The following is an 18,385-nucleotide window of genomic DNA, read 5'->3' as shown; positions in this document are numbered from 1 at the left end:
TTAGCCCTCCTTGACGGGTGCTGGAGCGGGTTGGCCGCTGTCTTTCAACGCCTTGGTGACCTCGGGCGGCATGTACTTCTCGTCGTGCTTGGCCAGCACTTCATCGGCCACCACCACGCCGTCGGCGTTGAGCTTGCCCAGGGCGACAATGCCCTGGCCTTCGCGGAACAGGTCCGGGAGGATGCCGCGATAGGTGATGGTCACGGCCTTGTTGAAGTCGGTGACCACGAAGGTGACGTCAAGGGAATCACCGGAGCGTTTGAGCGAGCCCTTCTCCACCATGCCGCCGGCGCGGATGCGCGTGTCCTGCGGGGCTTCGCCATTGGCGATCTGGGTCGGGGTGTAGAACAGGTTGATGTTCTGTTGCAGGGCACTCAAGGCCAGGCCGACGGCAATGCCGACGCCCGCCAGGATGGCAAGGATGATCAACAGACGCTTTCTACGCAGCGGATTCACTTTTCGGTCTCCCGGCGCAGACGACGCGCCTCTTGTTGCAGGTAACGCTTGCGAGCCAGGATCGGCGCGGCGACGTTGAGGGCCAGCACCGCCAGGCAGATGCCATAGGCCGTCCAGACATACAGGCCATGGTGGCCCATGGCGAGAAAATCACTGAAAGAAGCAAAACTCATCCACGCGCTCCCAGGCTGGCTTGCACTTCGGCCTTGACCCACGTGGTGCGGGCTTCACGCTTGAGCACTTCGAGGCGCATGCGCATCAGCAGCACGGCGCCGAAGAAGCAGTAGAACCCCAGCACCATCAGCAGCAGCGGTGCCCACATTTCCACGGGCATGGCCGGTTTTTCGGTGAGGGTGAAGGTGGCGCCCTGGTGCAGGGTGTTCCACCACTCCACCGAGTATTTGATGATCGGGATATTGATCACGCCGACAATCGCCAGCACCGCGCAGGCCTTGGCGGCGCTGTCACGATTGCTGATCGCGTTGCCCAGGGCAATCAGACCGAAGTACAGGAACAGCAGGATCAACATGGACGTTAGTCGTGCATCCCACACCCACCACGACCCCCAGGTGGGTTTGCCCCAGATCGCGCCCGTGACCAGCGCCACGGCGGTCATCCACGCGCCGATGGGCGCGGCGCATTGCAGGGCGACGTCCGCCAGCTTCATCTTCCACACCAGGCCGACGATGCCGCACACCGCCAGCATCACGTAGCAGGACTGGGCCAGCATCGCGGTGGGCACATGGATATAGATGATGCGAAAGCTGTTGCCTTGCTGGTAGTCCGGCGGCGCGAAGGCCAGGCCCCAGACCAGGCCGATGCCGATCAGCAAAATGGCGGCGACGCTCAACCACGGCAGCAGCTTGCCGCTGATGCCGTAAAACCACTTAGGCGAGCCGAGCTTGTGAAACCAGGTCCAGTTCATTGCTGTTTCCATCACGGTTGCTGCCCGTCGTCACGGGAAGCTCAGGGTCTTTACTGGCTAAGGTTTAGAACGCTTGGCCAGACCTCATTATTCGCCGACGCTGATCTTCAGGCCGGCCGCTATAGCAAAGGGTGTCAGGGTTACCGCCAGGGCGGTCAGGCTACCCAGCCACAGCAGGTAACCGGTCGCCGGCATGCCCATGAGCGCGGCTTGCAAAGCGCCGCTGCCCAGGATCAACACCGGGATATACAACGGCAGAATCAACAGCGCCAGCAACAGGCCTCCGCGCTTCAAACCTACCGTCAGCGCCGCGCCTACCGCCCCCAACAGGCTGAGGGTCGGCGTGCCGAGCAACAAGGAAAGCAGCAACACCGGCAGGCACTCAGTGGGCAACCCTAGCATCATCGCCAGCAACGGCGAGAGCAGCACCAGCGCCAGGCCGGAAAAAGCCCAGTGTGCCAGTACCTTGGCCAGTACCAGAAGTGGCAGGGGGTGCGACGAAAGGACCCACTGTTCGAGGGAACCGTCTTCGAAATCACTGCGAAACAGCCCATCCAGCGAGAGCAGGACGGATAAAAGCGCCGCCACCCACACCAGCCCCGGCGACAAGGTTTGCAACAGTTTAGTCTCGGGGCCGACGGCCAACGGGAACAATGCGATCACAATCGCGAAGAACACCAGCGGGTTGGCCAGTTCCGCCGGGCGGCGGCACAACAACCGCGCTTCGCGTGCGACCAGCAGGGCGAACACACTCATAGCGACCACCGGCCCAGGTCAAGGTCACGGTAGCCGGCGGGCATACGCACCAGCGTGTGGTGGGTGGTCAGCACCACCATGCCACCCTGCTCGCAGTGACGGGCCAGGTGCTCTTCGAGCTGGGCGACGCCTTGTTTATCGAGGGCGGTGAACGGTTCGTCGAGAATCCACAACGGCGGGCCCGGCAGGTACAGGCGCGCCAGGGCCACGCGACGCTGTTGGCCAGCGGACAGGGTGTGACAGGGAACGTCTTCAAAGCCCTTGAGGCCGACTGCGGCCAGGGCCTGCCAGATGGCATCGCGGGAGGCAGGGTGATGCAGGGCGCTGAGCCAGCTGAGGTTTTCTTCGGCGCTGAGCACGTCCTTGATACCGGCGGCGTGGCCGATCCAGACCAGGTTGCGGGCCAGCTCGGTGCGCTGTTCGTTCAACGGCTTGCCATTGAGCCGGACTTCACCGGCCGTCGGCTGCATCAGCCCGGCCAGCAGGCGTAACAGGCTGGTCTTGCCGCTGCCATTGGGGCCGCTGATCTGCACCATGTCACCGCCCGCCAGACGCAATTCGAGGTGTTCGAACAGCAGGCGCAGGTCGCGTTCACAGGCAAGCGCTACGGCTTCAAGAAGAGGGCTGGTCAAGAGATCGCGGGCCTTTACGGTTCAAGTCGGCGGTGCAGCGGCCGTTATAGAAAGAAGCACAATAACGGCTTTGGCGACCGATTTTAGAGAGCTGGATCAAATAGTTGTGAGGTTTTTACCGCTCTCTTTGCAGACGGGCGGCATTATACATGCGATGCCCTACGCTAAAGAGGGCAATTTCCCAGAGACGACGCGCGCGATGACCGGTGAGATCAACCTTCCTACGCTTCCTCCCGCCCCGGTGGCCGGGCAAAGCCCCGCGCCTGCCCCAGGCGCCTTGCTCAAACTGCTGGAGCCGCAAATCGGGCTGATCGACCCGGGTAAAACCGTGAACGCCGAGGTTCTCGCCCTGAAACAAGGGGGCGAGGCGTTTCAGCTGTTGCTCAAATTGACCCTGGACGGTGGCCGCCAGACCCTGGTGCAGGCCAGCAGCCCGCAGCCCTTGCCGCTGGGCACTAACGTATCGGTCAGCCAGACCCCGGCCGGCAACCTGGCCATCAGCCTGCAACAAGCCTTGAGCGCCAATGTCGCCGCACTGACCCGTATCGATACGTCCAAGCTGCCGGAAGGCACCCTGCTGCAGGCCAAGGTGCTGACCACCCAGGCCCTGCCCCAGGGCACCACGCAGCCGGCGATCTATCGGTCGCTGGTGACCGTGCTCAATAACGCCTTGGCTGGCGCGACGCTGACGGTGGAAAGCCCGCAACCCTTGCGCGTGGGCAGTTTGCTCAGCGCCGTGGTGCAGAACGCGCAAACCCTGAACTTCGTGCCGTTGAGCGGGCTCAAGGATCAATTGGCGGTCACCCAGCAACTCGCCACCCAGCAAAGTCGCCAGGGCTCGCTGGATGTGGTGTTCACCGCGCTGCAAAACCTGCCGAAAAGTGACAGCACCTCGGCCGACCTGCGCGCGGCCGCCGAGCGTTTGCTGGCCGCGTTGCCCGACCTGGCGCAGGTCAGCAACCCCAAGGTGCTGGCGCAGGTGATCCAGAACAGCGGGGCCTTTCTCGAAGCCAAATTACTCGCGGGGCAAAACCCGCAGGTACCGCCGCTGGATATGAAGGGCGCGCTGCTGCGCCTGGTCGCCGACCTGGTACCGGCCCTGCCGGCCAACACCAACTTGAGTGCCATCCTCGCTGCCAACACCCTGGCTCAGGTCTTACCGAACTTTGTGCGTAGCCCGCTGAACACCCTGGGCCAGGTCAGCGCCCGACAAATACCCGCCAGTTTCCCGCTGCCCGAACGGCTCATGGCAAAGCTGGAGGGTGAAGGCGACTTGGAAAACCTGCTGCGCCTGGCCGCCGGGGCGATCTCGCGCCTGCAGAGCCACCAGCTGTCGAGCCTGGAGCAAACCGGTACCACTGCCGATGGCCGGCTGCAAACCACCTGGCAACTGGAAATCCCCATGCGCACGTTGCAAGACATCGTGCCGTTGCAGGTCAAGTTCCAGCGTGAAGAGCCGACGCCGGACAAGGAACAGCCTGAACGTAAAGAAAAGAAGGACCCCAAGCAGATGCTTTGGCGCGTCGAATTGGCCTTCGATATGGAGCCGCTGGGGCCGTTGCAGGTCCAGGCGCAACTGACCCAAGGCAAGCTGTCCAGCCAGTTGTGGGCCTCGCGCGCCTTCACCGCCAGCCTGATCGAGAGCCACCTGGGCAGCCTTCGCGAGCGCCTGGTGTCATCGGGGCTCAACGTCGGCGATCTGGATTGCCACCTGGGCACGCCACCCCGCGGGCCCAAAACCGGATTGGAACAACGCTGGGTGGATGAAACCGCATGAAAAACTCCAACCCGCCGCGCCAGGCAATTGCGCTCAAATACGACGGCCAGCAAGCGCCGACCCTGACCGCCAAGGGCGACGACGCCCTGGCCGAAGCGATACTCAAGTTGGCCCGGGAAAATGAAGTGCCTATCTATGAAAACGCCGAGCTGGTAAAGCTGCTCGCGCGCATGGAACTGGGGGACAGTATCCCGGAGGAGTTGTACCGCACGATCGCCGAGATCATTGCGTTTGCCTGGACGTTGAAGGGCAAGTTTCCGGTGGGGTACGACCCGGATGCCGGGCCCGTGGAGCGGGATGTGACCGAGCGTGGCGACGATTACTGAATGTACGCATCTTTGTGGCCAGCGGACTTGTTGTGGCCAGCGGATTTGTTGTGACGAGCGGGTTTGTTGTGGCGAGCGGGCTTGCCCCGCGTTGGGCTGCGAAGCAGCCCCATTGCAGGCGATGTGTTTTTAACTGACACACCGCGGTGCCTGGTTTTAGGGCTGCTGCGCAGCCCAACGCGGGGCAAGCCCGCTCGCCACAACAAGCCCGTTCACCACAGCAAGCCCGTTCACCACAGGGGGTCCATGGTTACTGCGCGACAGCGCTAAGTCGACATTCAGCTTGAGGTCAATTCAGGACTTCGCTCAGGGGGATGAAATTGACGCGATCACCCATCTCCAGCGTCGTACCCTCCAACACCTCCACCAACCCTTGCGCCCACGCCGCGCTGCGCAGCACGCCGGAGCTCTGGTTGCGATAGATGATCGCCCGGCCCTGCTCGATGCGCCCGCGCAGGTATTCGCGGCGGTTGCCCGGCTTGGGCCAGGTGAAGCCCGCAGGCACTTCGAAACGCAGCGGCTCAACTTCTGCCACACCTTGGCGGCGCAACAGGTAAGGCCGTGCCAACAGGGCAAAGGTCACCAGGGTCGATGCCGGGTTGCCCGGCAGGCCGATCACCGGTACGCCGCGGAAGTGACCAAAGGTCAGCGGCTTGCCCGGCTTGATCGCCAGCTTCCACAAGGCCAGTTCACCCTCTTCACGCAAGGCGATGCCAAGGAAGTCCGCCTCGCCCACCGACACTCCGCCGGTCGACAGAATCAGGTCGACATGGCCCAGGCCCGCCAGGCGGGTACGCGTCTGCTCCAGGTCATCGGGAAGAATACCGGCATCGATCACATCGCAGCCCAGGCGTTCGAGCCAGCTGCATAGCACGCGGCGGTTGCTGTTGTAGATCTGGCCTGGGCCCAACGGCAAACCCGGCTCGATCAATTCGTCGCCGGTGGACAGCACCCCGACGCGCACACGGCGCACGATGCTCAAGCAGTCGTGGCCCAGCGACGCCGCCAGGCCCAGTTCGATCGGGCCCAGGCGTGTGCCAGCGGACAGTACCCGTTCGCCCACCGTGGTTTCCTGGCCCTGGGGGCGAATGTTCTGGCCGACGTGCAGCGGCTGAGTAAAGCTGACGCGCTCATCGGCATGGACCTCCGCGTTTTCCTGCATCTCAACGCAGTCCGCGCCTTCGGGCACTGGCGCTCCCGTGAAGATGCGCGCACAGGTCCCCAGGGCCAAGGGCTGCGGCGCGGCCCCTGCGAAAATGCGCTGGCTCACCACCAGCGGCTCTCCCGTCCAGTCCGCCAGGCGCACGGCGTAACCGTCCATGGCGCTGTTGGGCCAGGGCGGCAGGTCGAGGGTCGAGACCATGTCTTGCGCCAATACCCGACCGTCGCACTCGGCCAGGGGCAATACTTCCTGCTCGCGGATCGGTGCCGCTTCAGCCATGTCCAGTAATTGCCGCAGTGCGTCTTCCACCGGCATCAGGGCACCGGTCTTGCCCGGCTTATCCACGGGATTCACAGGGTTCGGCCTGCTTGAGGTGCGGCACGAAGTTGCAGGGGCGGTGACGGTTGTCCAACTGCTCGGCGAGGATACCGTCCCACCCGGTGCGCACGGCGTTGGTAGAGCCGGGCAGGCAGCACACCAGGGTGCCATTGGCCAGGCCGGCCAGGGCGCGGGATTGCACGGTGGAGGTGCCGATATCGGCCACGGAGATCTGCCGGAACAGTTCACCGAAGCCGTCGACCTGTTTGTCGAGCAGGCAGCTCACGGCTTCCGGGGTGCTGTCGCGACCGGTGAAGCCAGTGCCACCGGTGATCAACACCACTTGCACCACGTCTTCTGCGATCCAGTGGGCGACCTGGGCGCGGATCTTGTAGAGGTCGTCCTTGAGCAGCACGCGTTCGGCAAGGTGGTGGCCGGCGGCGATCAGGCGGTCGACGAACACCTGGCCCGACGTGTCGGTGTCCAGGGTGCGGGTGTCGCTGACGGTCAGTACAGCGATATTCAGGGGTACGAAGGGCGCATCTGCCTTGGCTTTCATGGCACGGTCCGGTTGTCGAAGGAACAGCCCGATGTTATATCACAGGCCCCCATTTACCTGCCGCTGCGGAACCCACATGCCCGATGATTCTTCGCCCCTGCCCTGTTCGATTCTGCTGCTGGCCGGTGGCCGCGGCCAACGCATGGGCGGCCAGGACAAAGGTCTGCTCCAATGGCACGGCGCGCCGTTGATCGCGCACTTGCAGCGCCTGGTCCGGCCGCTGACCGACGACCTGATCATCTCGTGCAATCGCAACCAGGACCGGTATGCGCCCTACGCCGACCAACTGGTGAATGACGACAGCCCGGACTTTCCCGGGCCGCTGGCGGGCGTCCGCGCGGGATTAGCCGCCGCACGCCATGAACATTTGCTGGTTTTGCCGTGCGATGTCCCGCACCTCGATGCCCAACTGCTCGCCGACCTGCGTAGGATTGCACAACAGCATCCACAGCTGCCGGTGATGGTGCGTCACGGTGAGTTCTGGGAACCCTTGATCTGCATCATCCCGACCAGCCTGCAAACCGAGGTAGAACGGGGTTGGCAAGCCGGTGAGCGCAGTCCGCGCAAGCTCTTCCTGCAACTGGGTGGCGTGGGGCTGGACTGCCCGCCCGATGACCCGCGCCTGGCCAACCTGAACACACCCGCGCTGTTACACACGCAGCCTGGCGTGTCAGAATGAACCTCGCACAAGGAACTTTGTCGACGCCTTACACGTCACAGAGTCAGCACTCAAAAAGAATTCTCTCGGAGACACACTCATGACTCAACGGACCATCGCCGCTCTCATGCTTGCACTGGGCCTCGCTACCCTTGCCGGTTGCGCCTCGCCAACAGTGATCACCCTGAATGACGGTCGCGAAATCCAGGCCGTCGACACCCCGAAATACAATGAAGATACGGGTTTCTACGAATTCGAGCAGCTTGACGGCAAGCGCACCCGCATCAACAAAGACCAGGTTCGCACCGTTAAAGACCTGTAAGCCCAGCGCTTGCACCCAAGGCCCGCCGCGTGCGGGCCTTGTCGTTTCCGGGGGTTACCAGTGGAGGGTGATCTGGCTGCGGAAACTGCGCGCCTCACCGCTGACCGGGTCGATAAAACGCACCCCCTGGGCCAGCAGTTTCAAGGGGTTGGCGTAGTCGTCCACGGCATCCTTGATCACCTCTGGGTAGAACGGGTCGTTGCAGATACTCGCCCCCAGCGCTGTCATGTGCACGCGCAGCTGATGCTTCTTACCGGTCACAGGGAACAGGCCGTAGCGCCATAAGTCGCCGTGTTTTTCACGCACTTCAACCGCCGTTTCGGTGTTGCTGGCACCCTCGCCTTCCTGCATGCGGAAGAACGGTTCGCCATCGACCAGGCGGCTTTTATGCACGAGGGGGAAGGTCAGGTTCGGCAAGGCCGGGGCGATGGCTTCGTAGAATTTATCGATCCGGCGCGTGGGGAACAGTTGCTGGTAGGCCGAACGGCTGTGGGGATTGGCCGAGAACAGCACCAGCCCCGCCGTATGCCGGTCGATGCGATGCAGGGGCACCAACGACGGGTTATCCAGACGGCGAATCAGGCGACGCAACAGGGTTTGCTCGACATATTCACCGGCCGGGGTCACGGGCAGGAAATGCGGCTTGTCGGCCACCACCAAGTGCTCGTCGGCATACAGGATGGTTTCCTGCACCGGGATCACTTTTTCGTTGGGCACTTCACGGAAGTAATAGATGCACAGGCCTTCCTTGTAGGCCAGGTCCAGCGGAATCGGGCGGCCGTTGATATCCAGCACCCGACCACGCGCAATGCGGTCCAGCCAATGTTCACGACTGATCGCCGGGAAATGCCCGCACAGGCACTCCAGGACCGTCGCCCAAGAGCCGGGAGGCAAATACAAAGTGCTGGCTTGGTGCTGGGACGCGGAAAAACCGGAAGTGGACATGCCGATGCTCGAAACCTGGAAAAACAGGCCGGCATTATCCCGCATGGAGCGGGATCAAGCCTAGGGCGGATCTCAGGCCTTGGCCAATTCCGCGCGCAGGATCGGCGAGGCACTGGCCGCCTCGGTGAACTCCTTGAGCCAGCGCAGCACGTCCACCGCCTCCCAGCGGCCGGGGTCGTACAACGCGTAGAGCAAGCCCTGGTAACCCACCACATCCAGCTGCTTGTGGTAACCGGCGCGCTGGAACAACGCCTCGATCTCCGCAAAGCAGGTATTGAAATGCACTTTGTTAAACGGCGTCTTGCCTTCCGTGACCAGGCCGTCGAGGCGCAGCTCGTTCACCGCGTCGCGCACGACATCGGCGGACATGCGATTGACGCTGCTTTTCAGTTGTTCAACATTCACCACGGGCGTTCCCTCTATTCAATCGCTGTACAAACATACAGTAACGTAATATTCGGAAACTCGCCATCGCATAAACGTCAGCGCAGGAAGGCGACAACCTGCTCAGTGTCGAAAGGCCAATCCAGTTCAGCTCCGGTATCTACCCGTCGAAGCACCGGAATCCTTAGGCCGTAGGCGTCGGTCAGGTCTTCGGGGTCGGTGATATCAACCAACTCGACCAGCAACCCGTGTTCGACGAGCGGAATGATTTCGGCCTCGGCAATTTCACAAAGATGGCAACCCAGGGTGCCGAACAGCTGGCATTCAGGAAGCATGGCGAATGGACCTGATCAGTAAGTAGACGAGCATTCTAAGCCTGACGAAAACCTGTGGCGAGGCAGCCCGTTGTGGCAGGCTTACTGCGTTGAGCAAACTGCCTGTGGCGAGCGGGCTTGCCCCGCGTTGGGCTGCGCAGCAGCCCCAAAACCAAACACCGTATTTCTGCCTGAGGGAACGTGGGGGTTCTATTGGGGCCGCTACGCAGCCCAACGCGGGGCAAGCCCGCTCGCCACAACAAGCCCGTTCGCCACAAACATCACAATAGGCGCGCTTGCCACGGCAGCTCATCAACCACAATAAGCCCGCCGACCACAATAAAACCCTGACCCAGATCACCATGGCCTATAACTGACTCAGCCACTCTCACGGCCTTTTGTCCGCTCGCCCCGCAACGGAGATGCTTGTGTTCGCCAACCTGCTGATCATTCTGGCCTCATCCCTGGTGGTGATTGCGCTGTTTCGCCGGCTGCAATTGCCCCCGGTGCTGGGCTACCTGTGCGTGGGCCTGGCCGTGGGACCGACCGCCCTCGACTGGGTGAATGACAGTGAAGCATTGCCCGACCTGGCCGAACTCGGCGTGGTGTTCCTGCTGTTTTCCCTGGGCCTGGAGTTTTCCCTGACCAAGATGCTCGCCCTGCGCCACGTGGTGTTTGGCTTGGGCAGCTTGCAGGTAGTGGGCTGCGGGATGCTGCTGGGAGGCCTGTTGATGGGGTTTGGGCTCGCGCCCGGCGTCGCACTGTTGCTCGGCGCCGGGCTGGCCTTGTCCTCCACGGCCATCGTCAGCAAGGAGCTGACCAGCCTCGGAGAAATCTTCAGCAGCCATGGCCAGAATGCGATTGGCGTGTTGCTGTTCCAGGATGTGGTCGCGGTGCTGCTGTTGACGCTGGTGCCGGTGTTTACCGGCAGCAGTGAACAGGCCTGGTACTGGGCGCTGCCACTGACCCTGGGCAAGACCGGGGTGCTGTTCATTGGCCTGTTGCTCGCCAGCCGTTGGTTGTTGCCACGCCTGTTCCATGAAGTCGCCGCCTCCCACTCGGCTGAGCTGTTCGTGCTGCTGGCCTTGGTGATCGTCCTGCTGACGGCCTGGCTCACCCATTTGCTTGGGCTCTCCCCTGCCCTCGGCGCCTTTCTGGCCGGCATGCTGCTGGGAGAAAGCCACTACCGGCACCAGATCGAAGCGGATATCCGGCCATTTCGCGACATCCTGCTGGGGCTGTTTTTTGTCAGCATCGGCATGCTGATCGACCTGCAACTGTTCCTTAGCCACAGCCTGCTGATCCTCGGCCTGACCCTCACGCTGATGCTGGTCAAAGGGTGTGTGGTGGCCGCACTGGTCAAGCTGCGTGGCAGCGACAGCGAAACCGCCTGGCGCAGTGGTCTGGCCCTGGCCCAGGGCGGCGAATTTTGTTTTGCATTGATGGCGCAGATGCAACAGGGCCGGCTGATACCCGATGAATTCAACGGCCTGCTGCTCGCCGCGACCTTCTGCTCGATGCTGCTGACCCCACTGCTGTTGCGCGCCGCACCGGCCATCGCCCTGCGTCTGCACCGTAAACCCAACCAGCAAGTACAACTGGAAGCCATCACCGCGCTCAACGCCCAATTGCACGGGCATGCGGTGATCTGTGGCTACGGGCGGGTCGGCCAATCCATCGGGCGCTTCCTGCGTAGGGAACAACAGGCTTACATCGCCCTGGATGATGACCCGGAACGGGTGCAGGAAGCCGCCACCGAAGACAGCAGCGTGCACTACGGCGACTGCCGCCGTGGCGCCTTGCTCAGCGCGGTCGGCCTGGAGCGGGCGCGGTTGGTGGTGATCGCGGTGGACAATACCGATGTGGCCCTGGCGGTGCTGAAGGAGGCGCGCCGGATCAACCCGCAGGTACCGATCCTGGTGCGCACCCGCGACGACAGCCAACTGGCCGAGCTGAAAGCCGCCGGCGCCAGCGAAGTGGTGCCGGAGCTATTGGAGTCGAGCCTGATGCTCGCCTCCCACGCCTTGATCCTGCTGGGCCTGCCGGACCATCAGGTGCAGGCGCGGGTGGATGAAGTGCGACATAACCGCTACCGCCTGCTGCATGGCTTTTATTCGCACCCGGGCACTGACGAAGAGGCGCCGATCAATCCTGACTGACTGCGCCGATCTTGTGGATCGACAGGTCCGCGCCGTAATACTCCTCTTCCTGGCTCAGGCGCAGCCCATGTACGTGCTTGATCACGCCATACACCAGCAGGCCGCCGCCCAGCGCCACGACCACGCCGAGGGCCGTACCGATCAACTGGCTGAGCAGGCTCACGCCGCCCAAACCGCCCAGGGCCGCCTGGCCGAAGATGCCGCAGGCAATGCCGCCCCACACGCCGCACAGGCCATGCAGCGGCCACACGCCCAGTACATCGTCGATTTTCCAACGATCCTGGGCGGCGATAAAGCACCACACAAACAGGCCACCGGCCACCACCCCCGTGACCAGAGCGCCCACCGGGTGCATCAGGTCGGAACCGGCGCAGATCGCCACCAGCCCGGCCAGCGGGCCGTTGTGCAGGAAGCCGGGGTCGTTGCGACCGATCACCAGGGCCGCCACGGTGCCACCGACCATGGCCATCAACGAATTGACCGCCACCAGGCCGCTGACCCCGTCCAGGGTCTGTGCGCTCATCACGTTAAAGCCGAACCAGCCGACGATCAGAATCCACGAGCCCAGCGCCAGGAACGGAATACTCGACGGCGCAAACGCCACCAGGCGCCCTTCGCGATAACGTCCATTGCGCGGCCCCAGCAACAGCACCGCCGCCAGCGCCAGCCAGCCGCCCATGGCATGCACCACCACCGACCCGGCAAAATCATGGAAGCGGGCACCAAAGGTCGCGAGCAACCAGGCTTGCAGGCCGAAATTGCCGTTCCACACCATGCCTTCGAAAAACGGGTAGATGAAGGCTACGATCAACGCCGTCGCGCACAACTGCGGAGCGAACTTTGCACGCTCGGCAATGCCCCCGGAAATGATCGCCGGGATCGCGGCGGCAAAGGTCAGCAGGAAGAAGAACTTCACCAGGCCATAGCCATGATCGACACTGATCACCGCGGCCGGATGCATGAAACTCACGCCATAAGAGATCCAATAGCCTATAAAGAAATAGGCCAGGGTCGAGATGGCGAAGTCGCTGAGGATCTTCGACAGGGCGTTGACCTGGTTCTTCTGGCGCACGGTGCCGACTTCGAGGAAGGCGAAACCGGCATGCATGGCCAGGACCATGACCGCACCAATCAGGATGAACAGAGTGTTGGAGCTATGGACAAGAGTGTCCACCGCGCTTTGCAAATTTTCCATGGAGGTTGGCAGGCCTGCATTAAAGGCAAAAAGCACCAAAGCGGTTCAAGCCAGCGAATCGCGCACTAAATTGGCACCAGCGGCCCCACCCCTCTTGCGAGGGTGTGAACCGCTTTAGCGCAGCGATCAGCACAACGGGCCATCCCCGACAGGGTTTTTCCGCGAGTTTCAGTTATTTTGGGTAAGGTTTTTGTGGGCTTGAGCCCCGACCGCCCAGATTCAGCGCAGGCCCAGGGGCAGGCGCACCAAGGCAAAGCAAAAGCTGTACCACACAATTGCAATGAACCTTCACCGACACCGGTGACTCGAAACCACACGCATAGATCAGCCACTCACGGAGATAACCATGGCCAGCAAAACGACGAAGACGGCTCAAGAAATACTGATGGCGGATTTTCAAACCCTGGTCAGCGATACCGAAAAGTTGCTCGACGACACCGCCATCCTGGCCGGCGACCAGGCCGACGAGCTGCGCGCCAAGATCCACGACAGCCTGCTCAAGGCCCGCGAAACCCTGCAACTGACCGAAGATTCCCTGCGCGAGCGCAGCAAGGCCGCCGTCACGGCAACGGAAGATTACGTGCAGGCCACCCCCTGGCAGTCGGTGGGCATTGCCGCCGGCGTGGGCTTTCTGATCGGCCTGTTGGCTACAAGGCGCTAAATCATGTCTATCGGCGAATCCGGCTCGTCAACGGGCCCAAGTTCTACCTCACGGCGCCTGGGTGCGGCTGTACTGGGCTTGCTGCACAGCCATGTCGAACTGTTTGGTATCGAATTGCAGGAACAGAAGGCGCGCACGGTCAGCCTGCTGCTGTTTGCCGGCCTGGCGCTGGTGTTTGCCCTGTTGTTGCTGGTGGGGTTGTCGACCCTGGTGATGATCCTGGTGTGGGACACCGGCTACCGCCTGACCGGGATCGTCTGCCTCTGCGTGTTCTATACCCTGGCGGCAGCCTTTTGCGGCGTGCGCCTGAAAGCAGCGGTGTTCGATGAGTCCACGCCGTTCCACGCCACGCTCGAAGAGCTGGCCAATGATCGGGAGCGCCTGTTGCCATGAGCCTGAATGAAATCCCGCCCTCCACGACCCGTCGGGAAATGCGCAAGGCGTTGATCCGCCTGCGCATGGAAATGCATCGCCAGGAAATCCGCCACGAGTCCCAGCAACTGATGCTGCCCCTGACTAAGGTGCGCAACATGAGTCATAACTGGCAGGACAGCCTCGGCATCAAGCACGCGCCGCTGTGGGGCGTGGCGGCGGTGACGCTGATCGGCTTCTTTACCGGCAAGGGTGCCAAGGGCGGCAGCATCAGTAGCCTGACCCGCCTGGTGCGACTGGGCGCTGGCTTGATTCCACTGATCAAACTGGCCATGCAAGGCGCTTCACGCAAAGGTTGAGCCCTGCTGGCTGCATTCTTGCAAACAGAAACGACCCGGCCCTCCTGCGAGGGCCGGGTCTTTTTTCGCCAACGCTTTTAAGGAGGCCCCGTGATTGACGGGCAACCGCTCGCCTGCTTCCAGCCGTTTATCGACACCGCCACCGGACGCATTGCCGGCGTTGAGGCCCTCGGCCGCCTGCGCCAGGCTGATGGCCGCCTGCTCTCCGTCGGCCCGCTCTTTGCCGACCCGCGCACCCCAGGCGGAGCATTGCGTCGCCTGGACCGGCAGATTCGTGACAACGCCTTGAGCCGCCTGCATGAGGTGCCGCAGGACTGGTTCCTCAGCCTGAACATCTCGCCGCGCTGGATCAACCGCTTGCGCGTCGGCCAGGCCTTGCCCAGCCTGCAACAGCTCAAAGCCCATGACGTCGACCCGGCCCGTATCGTGTTCGAGATCACTGAACTGGGCGGCGATATCCAGCGCCTGGCCGATGTGGTGGCGCGCTATCGCGAGGCCGGCGCGCGCATTGCCATCGATGACTTCGGCGCTGGTTATTCCCAGCTCGACCGGGTACTGGCCTTGCAGCCGGACATTCTCAAGCTGGACATGCGCCTGTTCCAGGAAGCCGCCCGCGGAGGCCCCAGCAGCGAAGTGGTGCGCGCCCTGGCGCAAATGGCGGAAAAAACCGGCTGCTGGATCATCGCCGAGGGGGTTGAAACCGAGGCGCAGTTGAGCTTCGCCCTGGAGTGTGGCTCGCGTTATGTGCAGGGTTATCTGTTCGCCCAGGCCCAGTTGGACTGGTTTGCCACCGATGCCTTCGTGCCGCGCTTTGCCCAACTGCGTGCCGCGTACGTCCAGCAGAAACTGGCGGAGCGCGGGCGCGTCATGCAACTGCGCCGGCAATTGGCCGAGCTGATGAGCATCCTGCAGGCCTGGGCCCAGGGCCAGGCGCCACTGAGCCAGCTGCCGCAACTGCCGGACTATCCATGGTTGTTGCGCTTTTACCAATGCGACCGCCATGGCACCCAACTGACGCCCAACTTCGAATGGCGCCAGGACGCCTGGCAAGCCGACAGCCGCTATCTGGGCCACAACTGGTCGTGGCGCCCATACTTCTATCATCTGCTGGCTGAAGGCTGGGAGGAGCGGCGCCTGACGCTGTCCTCGACCTACCGCGATGCCACCACCAACCAGTATTGCCTGACCGCCGGACAATTCTTCGATAATGGCCAGCGCTTGCTGTTGATCGATATCGACGCGGCCGGCCTGTAGATTTTTACTTGCCCCGCCAAGGCGGAACCGGGAAGCTGGGCGGGTCATTCACCGCACGGAGAGTACCCGCCTTGGATTGGCCCACCCTGCTGACCCGCGAACGTCTTGGTAAACCGCTGCACAGCCCGGAAGAACTGGGCCGCAGCCCGTTTCACAAAGACCACGACCGCATCATTTTCTCCGGCGCGTTTCGCCGCCTGGGCCGCAAGACCCAAGTGCACCCTGTGTCGAGCAACGACCATATCCACACGCGCCTGACCCATTCACTGGAAGTCAGCTGCGTCGGACGGTCACTGGGCATGCGCGTGGGCGAAACGCTACGCAGCGCCCTGCCCGACTGGTGCGACCCGAGCGACCTGGGCATGGTGGTGCAATCAGCCTGCCTGGCCCATGACATCGGCAACCCGCCGTTCGGGCATTCGGGCGAAGATGCGATTCGCCATTGGTTCCAGCAGGCGGCCGGGCGCGGCTGGCTGGACGACATGAGCACGGCCGAGCGCAACGACTTCCTCAATTTCGAAGGCAACGCCCAGGGCTTTCGGGTACTCACGCAGCTGGAATACCACCAGTTCGACGGCGGTACCCGGCTGACCTACGCCACGTTGGGCACTTACCTGAAATACCCCTGGACCGCGCGCCACGCGGACTCGTTGGGCTACAAGAAGCACAAGTTCGGCTGCTATCAAAGCGAACTGCCGATCCTCGAACAGATCGCCCACAAGCTCGGCCTGCCGCAACTCGAAGAACAACGTTGGGCCCGCCACCCGCTGGTGTACCTCATGGAAGCGGCGGACGACATCTGCTACGCCTTGATCGACCTGGAAGACGGCCTGGAAATGGACTTGCTGCAATACGCCGAGGTCGAGTCGCTGCTCCTCGACCTGGTGGGCGACGACCTGCCGCAGACCTATCGGCAACTCGGCGCCCAGGATTCGCGCCGACGCAAACTGGCGATCCTGCGCGGCAAGGCCATCGAACACCTGACCAATGCGGCGGCGCGGGCCTTTGTCGAACAGCAGGACGCCCTGCTGGCCGGCATGCTGCCTGGTGACTTGGTCGAGCATATGCACGGCCCCGCCAAGCGTTGTGTGTTGGATGCCAAAGACATGGCGCGCAAGAAGATCTTCCAGGACAAGCGCAAGACCCTGCATGAAATCGGCGCCTACACCACGCTGGAAATTCTCCTCAACGCCTTCTGTGGTGCAGCCCTTGAGCAACATGGCGGGCGCACGCCGTCGTTCAAGAACCGACGCATCCTCGATCTGCTCGGCAATAGCGCACCGGATCCGGCCTGGTCGCTGCACGCCTCGTTCCTGCGAATGATTGACTTCATCGCCGGCATGACCGACAGCTACGCCACTGAGATGGCGCGGGAAATGACCGGGCGCTCAAGCCCTCAATAATGTTTTCGATCACGCGTCTGTTCCCTGAAAAGAATCTCCCTACGATGGGAACAGAGCGGCCTGATCGAATTCGTACAAACCGCCGATGAATAATCACGCACCCTCTTAGGGGGCATGGCGAGACGTTCCTACGCCCCGCCCAATCGCCGCTTGACTCACCGTGTGCCCTTCTTATGCCTAGATATCGCCTTCGCCTCCTGTTGGTGGAGGATCACCCTTTTCAGCTGCTGGCGACCCAGTGCCTGCTCAACAGCTTCGGTTTCGACCGGTTGACCCTGGCTGAAAACGCCGAACAGGCGATCCGGCTGATGACGCAGTGCGAACAGCCCTTCGACCTGATGCTGTGCGACCAATGCCTGCCCGACCTGCCAGGGCTGGAGTTGGTCGAAATCGCCAGTCGCGGAGGTTTTATCGTGGGAGCCATCTTGCTCAGCGGCTTGCCCGCACTCGAACTGGAAAACCTGAATACCCAAGCCCTGCAACGTAACTTGCCATTGCTGGGTTACTTGGCAAAGCCGTTAAACCGCGACGAACTGATCGACTTGATACCCGCCACTCTAAATGTAGGAATCTAAACATGTTCATATAAGAAAAACTTACAACAACCCGGCTACTAAAACATTGGCAGCGACAGGAGCCCCGTCGCTCCCCATGCTCAGACACAAACACCCACAAAGCCTCAGCAACTCGTAAGACGATACCTTTTTTAATGTAGGATTTTTCCTGTTTTGTACCTATTCCCCTTGAGCTTCATGCTCCTTCCTCAGCTTCTGAGCTAATGTGCCCGCTTTATTTGCACTTGCATGGAATGTGATTATGAACACAGTTTTCATCATCGATGACCACCCTGTTATCAGGCTGGCGATTCGAATGTTGTTGGAACATGAAGGTTATAAGGTCGTCGGCGAAACGGATAATGGTTGTGATGCGATACAAATGGTTCGCGAATGCCTTCCGGATTTGATCATTCTGGATATCAGTATTCCGAAACTTGATGGCCTCGAAGTACTCTGTCGCTTCAACGCCATGAACACCCCGATGAAAACCCTCATCCTGACGGCACAATGCCCAACCCTGTTTGCCACCCGCTGTATGCGCTCTGGCGCCGACGGCTATGTGTGCAAGGAGGGCGACCTGAGTGAATTGCTGAGTGCGATTCGCGCGGTATTATCGGGTTATAACTATTTCCCGAGCCAGGCATTGAACGCTTGCGGCTCGGAAGGTAATTCCGAAGAGCTGGAACTGTTCAAGGCCGTTAATGACCGGGAATTAATGGTTTTGCAACTTTTTGCACAAGGCCGCACCAATAAAGAAATCGCCAAAGGCATGTTTCTAAGTAACAAGACCGTCAGCACCTATAAAAAGAGGCTTATGCAAAAACTCAAAGCCAAGTCCTTGGTAGAACTTATCGAGTTGGCAAAACGAAACGCGCTAGTGTGAGAAAGCGG

Annotated in this window: 23 protein-coding genes; 12 read left to right on the top strand and 11 right to left on the bottom strand. The window is 61.8% G+C overall.

The window, feature by feature from the left end; all coding sequences use genetic code 11:
* The 5 genes from ccmE to ccmA all read right to left on the bottom strand — a co-directional run bounded on the left by ccmE (position 1) and on the right by ccmA (position 2,769).
* On the bottom strand, positions 1-456 hold the full coding sequence (gene ccmE, locus A7317_RS08490; RefSeq protein WP_069075570.1) for a cytochrome c maturation protein CcmE: 456 nt from the start codon (positions 454-456) through the stop codon (positions 1-3).
* A complete protein-coding gene (gene ccmD / locus A7317_RS08485; protein ID WP_003172771.1) occupies positions 453-629 on the bottom strand; it encodes a heme exporter protein CcmD in 177 nt (58 codons plus the stop codon). The genes ccmE and ccmD overlap by 4 nt, the downstream gene beginning before the upstream one ends.
* Positions 626-1,381 carry a heme ABC transporter permease gene (locus A7317_RS08480; RefSeq protein WP_024074264.1) on the bottom strand — a complete coding sequence of 252 codons (756 nt, stop codon included), beginning with the start codon at positions 1,379-1,381 and terminating at the stop codon, positions 626-628. The genes ccmD and A7317_RS08480 overlap by 4 nt, the downstream gene beginning before the upstream one ends.
* Before the next feature lie 87 nt (positions 1,382-1,468).
* A complete protein-coding gene (ccmB, locus tag A7317_RS08475) occupies positions 1,469-2,137 on the bottom strand; it encodes a heme exporter protein CcmB (RefSeq protein WP_024074263.1) in 669 nt (222 codons plus the stop codon).
* The gene (ccmA, locus tag A7317_RS08470; RefSeq protein WP_024074262.1) at positions 2,134-2,769 is read right to left on the bottom strand and encodes a cytochrome c biogenesis heme-transporting ATPase CcmA; all 636 of its coding nucleotides are present in this window, start codon (positions 2,767-2,769) and stop codon (positions 2,134-2,136) included. Before ccmA ends, ccmB begins: the two co-directional genes overlap by 4 nt.
* A gap of 199 nt (positions 2,770-2,968) precedes the next feature.
* Here ccmA and A7317_RS08465 point away from each other — a divergent pair, with 199 nt between their 5' ends.
* Both A7317_RS08465 and A7317_RS08460 read left to right on the top strand, forming a co-directional pair.
* Complete coding sequence (locus A7317_RS08465) at positions 2,969-4,546, top strand: flagellar hook-length control protein FliK (RefSeq protein ID WP_069075569.1); 1,578 nt, start codon at positions 2,969-2,971, stop codon at positions 4,544-4,546.
* Positions 4,543-4,872 (top strand): EscU/YscU/HrcU family type III secretion system export apparatus switch protein, encoded by a 330-nt coding sequence (locus A7317_RS08460; protein WP_024074260.1) that lies wholly within the window; start codon positions 4,543-4,545, stop codon positions 4,870-4,872. The genes A7317_RS08465 and A7317_RS08460 overlap by 4 nt, the downstream gene beginning before the upstream one ends.
* 289 nt (positions 4,873-5,161) lie before the next feature.
* Here A7317_RS08460 and glp read toward each other — a convergent pair whose 3' ends face one another.
* Entirely contained in the window at positions 5,162-6,388 is a 1,227-nt protein-coding gene (glp, locus tag A7317_RS08455) for a gephyrin-like molybdotransferase Glp (RefSeq protein WP_069075568.1), read from the bottom strand.
* A complete protein-coding gene (gene moaB, locus A7317_RS08450) occupies positions 6,372-6,911 on the bottom strand; it encodes a molybdenum cofactor biosynthesis protein B (protein ID WP_024074258.1) in 540 nt (179 codons plus the stop codon). Before moaB ends, glp begins: the two co-directional genes overlap by 17 nt.
* Positions 6,912-6,987: 76 nt before the next feature.
* Here moaB and mobA point away from each other — a divergent pair, with 76 nt between their 5' ends.
* On the top strand, positions 6,988-7,590 hold the full coding sequence (gene mobA / locus A7317_RS08445; protein WP_024074257.1) for a molybdenum cofactor guanylyltransferase MobA: 603 nt from the start codon (positions 6,988-6,990) through the stop codon (positions 7,588-7,590).
* A gap of 79 nt (positions 7,591-7,669) precedes the next feature.
* A complete protein-coding gene (locus A7317_RS08440; RefSeq protein ID WP_024074256.1) occupies positions 7,670-7,891 on the top strand; it encodes a YgdI/YgdR family lipoprotein in 222 nt (73 codons plus the stop codon).
* Positions 7,892-7,945: 54 nt separating this feature from the next.
* Here A7317_RS08440 and A7317_RS08435 read toward each other — a convergent pair whose 3' ends face one another.
* The 3 genes from A7317_RS08435 to A7317_RS08425 all read right to left on the bottom strand — a co-directional run bounded on the left by A7317_RS08435 (position 7,946) and on the right by A7317_RS08425 (position 9,555).
* A complete protein-coding gene (locus tag A7317_RS08435) occupies positions 7,946-8,836 on the bottom strand; it encodes a pseudouridine synthase (RefSeq protein WP_069077378.1) in 891 nt (296 codons plus the stop codon).
* Positions 8,837-8,908: 72 nt separating this feature from the next.
* A complete protein-coding gene (locus A7317_RS08430) occupies positions 8,909-9,244 on the bottom strand; it encodes a hypothetical protein (RefSeq protein ID WP_010565034.1) in 336 nt (111 codons plus the stop codon).
* A gap of 74 nt (positions 9,245-9,318) precedes the next feature.
* Positions 9,319-9,555 (bottom strand): glutaredoxin family protein, encoded by a 237-nt coding sequence (locus tag A7317_RS08425; RefSeq protein ID WP_024074254.1) that lies wholly within the window; start codon positions 9,553-9,555, stop codon positions 9,319-9,321.
* A gap of 401 nt (positions 9,556-9,956) precedes the next feature.
* Between A7317_RS08425 and A7317_RS08420 the strand changes: the two genes are divergently transcribed.
* The gene (locus A7317_RS08420; protein ID WP_024074253.1) at positions 9,957-11,693 is read left to right on the top strand and encodes a cation:proton antiporter; all 1,737 of its coding nucleotides are present in this window, start codon (positions 9,957-9,959) and stop codon (positions 11,691-11,693) included.
* Here the strand turns inward: A7317_RS08420 and A7317_RS08415 are convergent.
* The gene (locus A7317_RS08415; protein ID WP_041161126.1) at positions 11,680-12,888 is read right to left on the bottom strand and encodes an ammonium transporter; all 1,209 of its coding nucleotides are present in this window, start codon (positions 12,886-12,888) and stop codon (positions 11,680-11,682) included. The two genes, A7317_RS08420 and A7317_RS08415, sit on opposite strands and share 14 nt — an antisense overlap.
* Positions 12,889-13,234: 346 nt before the next feature.
* Between A7317_RS08415 and A7317_RS08410 the strand changes: the two genes are divergently transcribed.
* The 7 genes from A7317_RS08410 (at position 13,235) to A7317_RS08380 (ending at position 18,377) form a co-directional block, all read left to right on the top strand.
* Positions 13,235-13,549, top strand: coding sequence for a DUF883 family protein (locus A7317_RS08410; protein WP_069075567.1), 315 nt, complete (start codon positions 13,235-13,237; stop codon positions 13,547-13,549).
* Between the two features lie 3 nt (positions 13,550-13,552).
* Complete coding sequence (locus A7317_RS08405) at positions 13,553-13,942, top strand: phage holin family protein (RefSeq protein WP_024074250.1); 390 nt, start codon at positions 13,553-13,555, stop codon at positions 13,940-13,942.
* The gene (locus A7317_RS08400) at positions 13,939-14,280 is read left to right on the top strand and encodes a hypothetical protein (protein WP_024074249.1); all 342 of its coding nucleotides are present in this window, start codon (positions 13,939-13,941) and stop codon (positions 14,278-14,280) included. The genes A7317_RS08405 and A7317_RS08400 overlap by 4 nt, the downstream gene beginning before the upstream one ends.
* Before the next feature lie 90 nt (positions 14,281-14,370).
* The gene (locus A7317_RS08395) at positions 14,371-15,534 is read left to right on the top strand and encodes an EAL domain-containing protein (RefSeq protein WP_024074248.1); all 1,164 of its coding nucleotides are present in this window, start codon (positions 14,371-14,373) and stop codon (positions 15,532-15,534) included.
* Positions 15,535-15,605: 71 nt separating this feature from the next.
* Positions 15,606-16,937, top strand: a complete 1,332-nt coding sequence (locus A7317_RS08390; protein WP_024074247.1) for a deoxyguanosinetriphosphate triphosphohydrolase — start codon at positions 15,606-15,608, stop codon at positions 16,935-16,937.
* Positions 16,938-17,110: 173 nt separating this feature from the next.
* Positions 17,111-17,512, top strand: a complete 402-nt coding sequence (locus tag A7317_RS08385) for a response regulator (RefSeq protein ID WP_024074246.1) — start codon at positions 17,111-17,113, stop codon at positions 17,510-17,512.
* 241 nt (positions 17,513-17,753) lie between these two features.
* Positions 17,754-18,377, top strand: coding sequence for a response regulator transcription factor (locus A7317_RS08380; RefSeq protein WP_024074245.1), 624 nt, complete (start codon positions 17,754-17,756; stop codon positions 18,375-18,377).
* The last annotated feature ends 8 nt before the right edge of the window (positions 18,378-18,385 follow it).

The sequence above is a fragment of the Pseudomonas fluorescens genome (genome assembly GCF_001708445.1).
Taxonomy (GTDB): Bacteria; Pseudomonadota; Gammaproteobacteria; order Pseudomonadales; family Pseudomonadaceae; genus Aquipseudomonas; species Aquipseudomonas gorinensis.
Note: the sequence above shows the minus strand (reverse complement) of the source record. Positions and strands in the feature narration are given on the sequence as shown.

What these genes read in the sequence shown, in the direction of transcription:
- A7317_RS08465 (WP_069075569.1), top strand. Translation starts at nt 2,969, where the DNA reads ATGACCGGTGAGATCAACCTTCCTACGCTTCCTCCCGCCCCGGTGGCC.
- moaB (WP_024074258.1), bottom strand. Translation starts at nt 6,911, where the DNA reads ATGAAAGCCAAGGCAGATGCGCCCTTCGTACCCCTGAATATCGCTGTA.
- A7317_RS08400 (WP_024074249.1), top strand. Translation starts at nt 13,939, where the DNA reads ATGAGCCTGAATGAAATCCCGCCCTCCACGACCCGTCGGGAAATGCGC.
- A7317_RS08460 (WP_024074260.1), top strand. Translation starts at nt 4,543, where the DNA reads ATGAAAAACTCCAACCCGCCGCGCCAGGCAATTGCGCTCAAATACGAC.
- A7317_RS08385 (WP_024074246.1), top strand. Translation starts at nt 17,111, where the DNA reads ATGCCTAGATATCGCCTTCGCCTCCTGTTGGTGGAGGATCACCCTTTT.
- ccmB (WP_024074263.1), bottom strand. Translation starts at nt 2,137, where the DNA reads ATGAGTGTGTTCGCCCTGCTGGTCGCACGCGAAGCGCGGTTGTTGTGC.
- A7317_RS08425 (WP_024074254.1), bottom strand. Translation starts at nt 9,555, where the DNA reads ATGCTTCCTGAATGCCAGCTGTTCGGCACCCTGGGTTGCCATCTTTGT.
- A7317_RS08380 (WP_024074245.1), top strand. Translation starts at nt 17,754, where the DNA reads ATGAACACAGTTTTCATCATCGATGACCACCCTGTTATCAGGCTGGCG.
- A7317_RS08440 (WP_024074256.1), top strand. Translation starts at nt 7,670, where the DNA reads ATGACTCAACGGACCATCGCCGCTCTCATGCTTGCACTGGGCCTCGCT.
- A7317_RS08410 (WP_069075567.1), top strand. Translation starts at nt 13,235, where the DNA reads ATGGCCAGCAAAACGACGAAGACGGCTCAAGAAATACTGATGGCGGAT.
- A7317_RS08415 (WP_041161126.1), bottom strand. Translation starts at nt 12,888, where the DNA reads ATGGAAAATTTGCAAAGCGCGGTGGACACTCTTGTCCATAGCTCCAAC.
- A7317_RS08420 (WP_024074253.1), top strand. Translation starts at nt 9,957, where the DNA reads ATGCTTGTGTTCGCCAACCTGCTGATCATTCTGGCCTCATCCCTGGTG.
- A7317_RS08405 (WP_024074250.1), top strand. Translation starts at nt 13,553, where the DNA reads ATGTCTATCGGCGAATCCGGCTCGTCAACGGGCCCAAGTTCTACCTCA.
- A7317_RS08435 (WP_069077378.1), bottom strand. Translation starts at nt 8,836, where the DNA reads ATGTCCACTTCCGGTTTTTCCGCGTCCCAGCACCAAGCCAGCACTTTG.
- ccmD (WP_003172771.1), bottom strand. Translation starts at nt 629, where the DNA reads ATGAGTTTTGCTTCTTTCAGTGATTTTCTCGCCATGGGCCACCATGGC.
- mobA (WP_024074257.1), top strand. Translation starts at nt 6,988, where the DNA reads ATGCCCGATGATTCTTCGCCCCTGCCCTGTTCGATTCTGCTGCTGGCC.
- A7317_RS08480 (WP_024074264.1), bottom strand. Translation starts at nt 1,381, where the DNA reads ATGAACTGGACCTGGTTTCACAAGCTCGGCTCGCCTAAGTGGTTTTAC.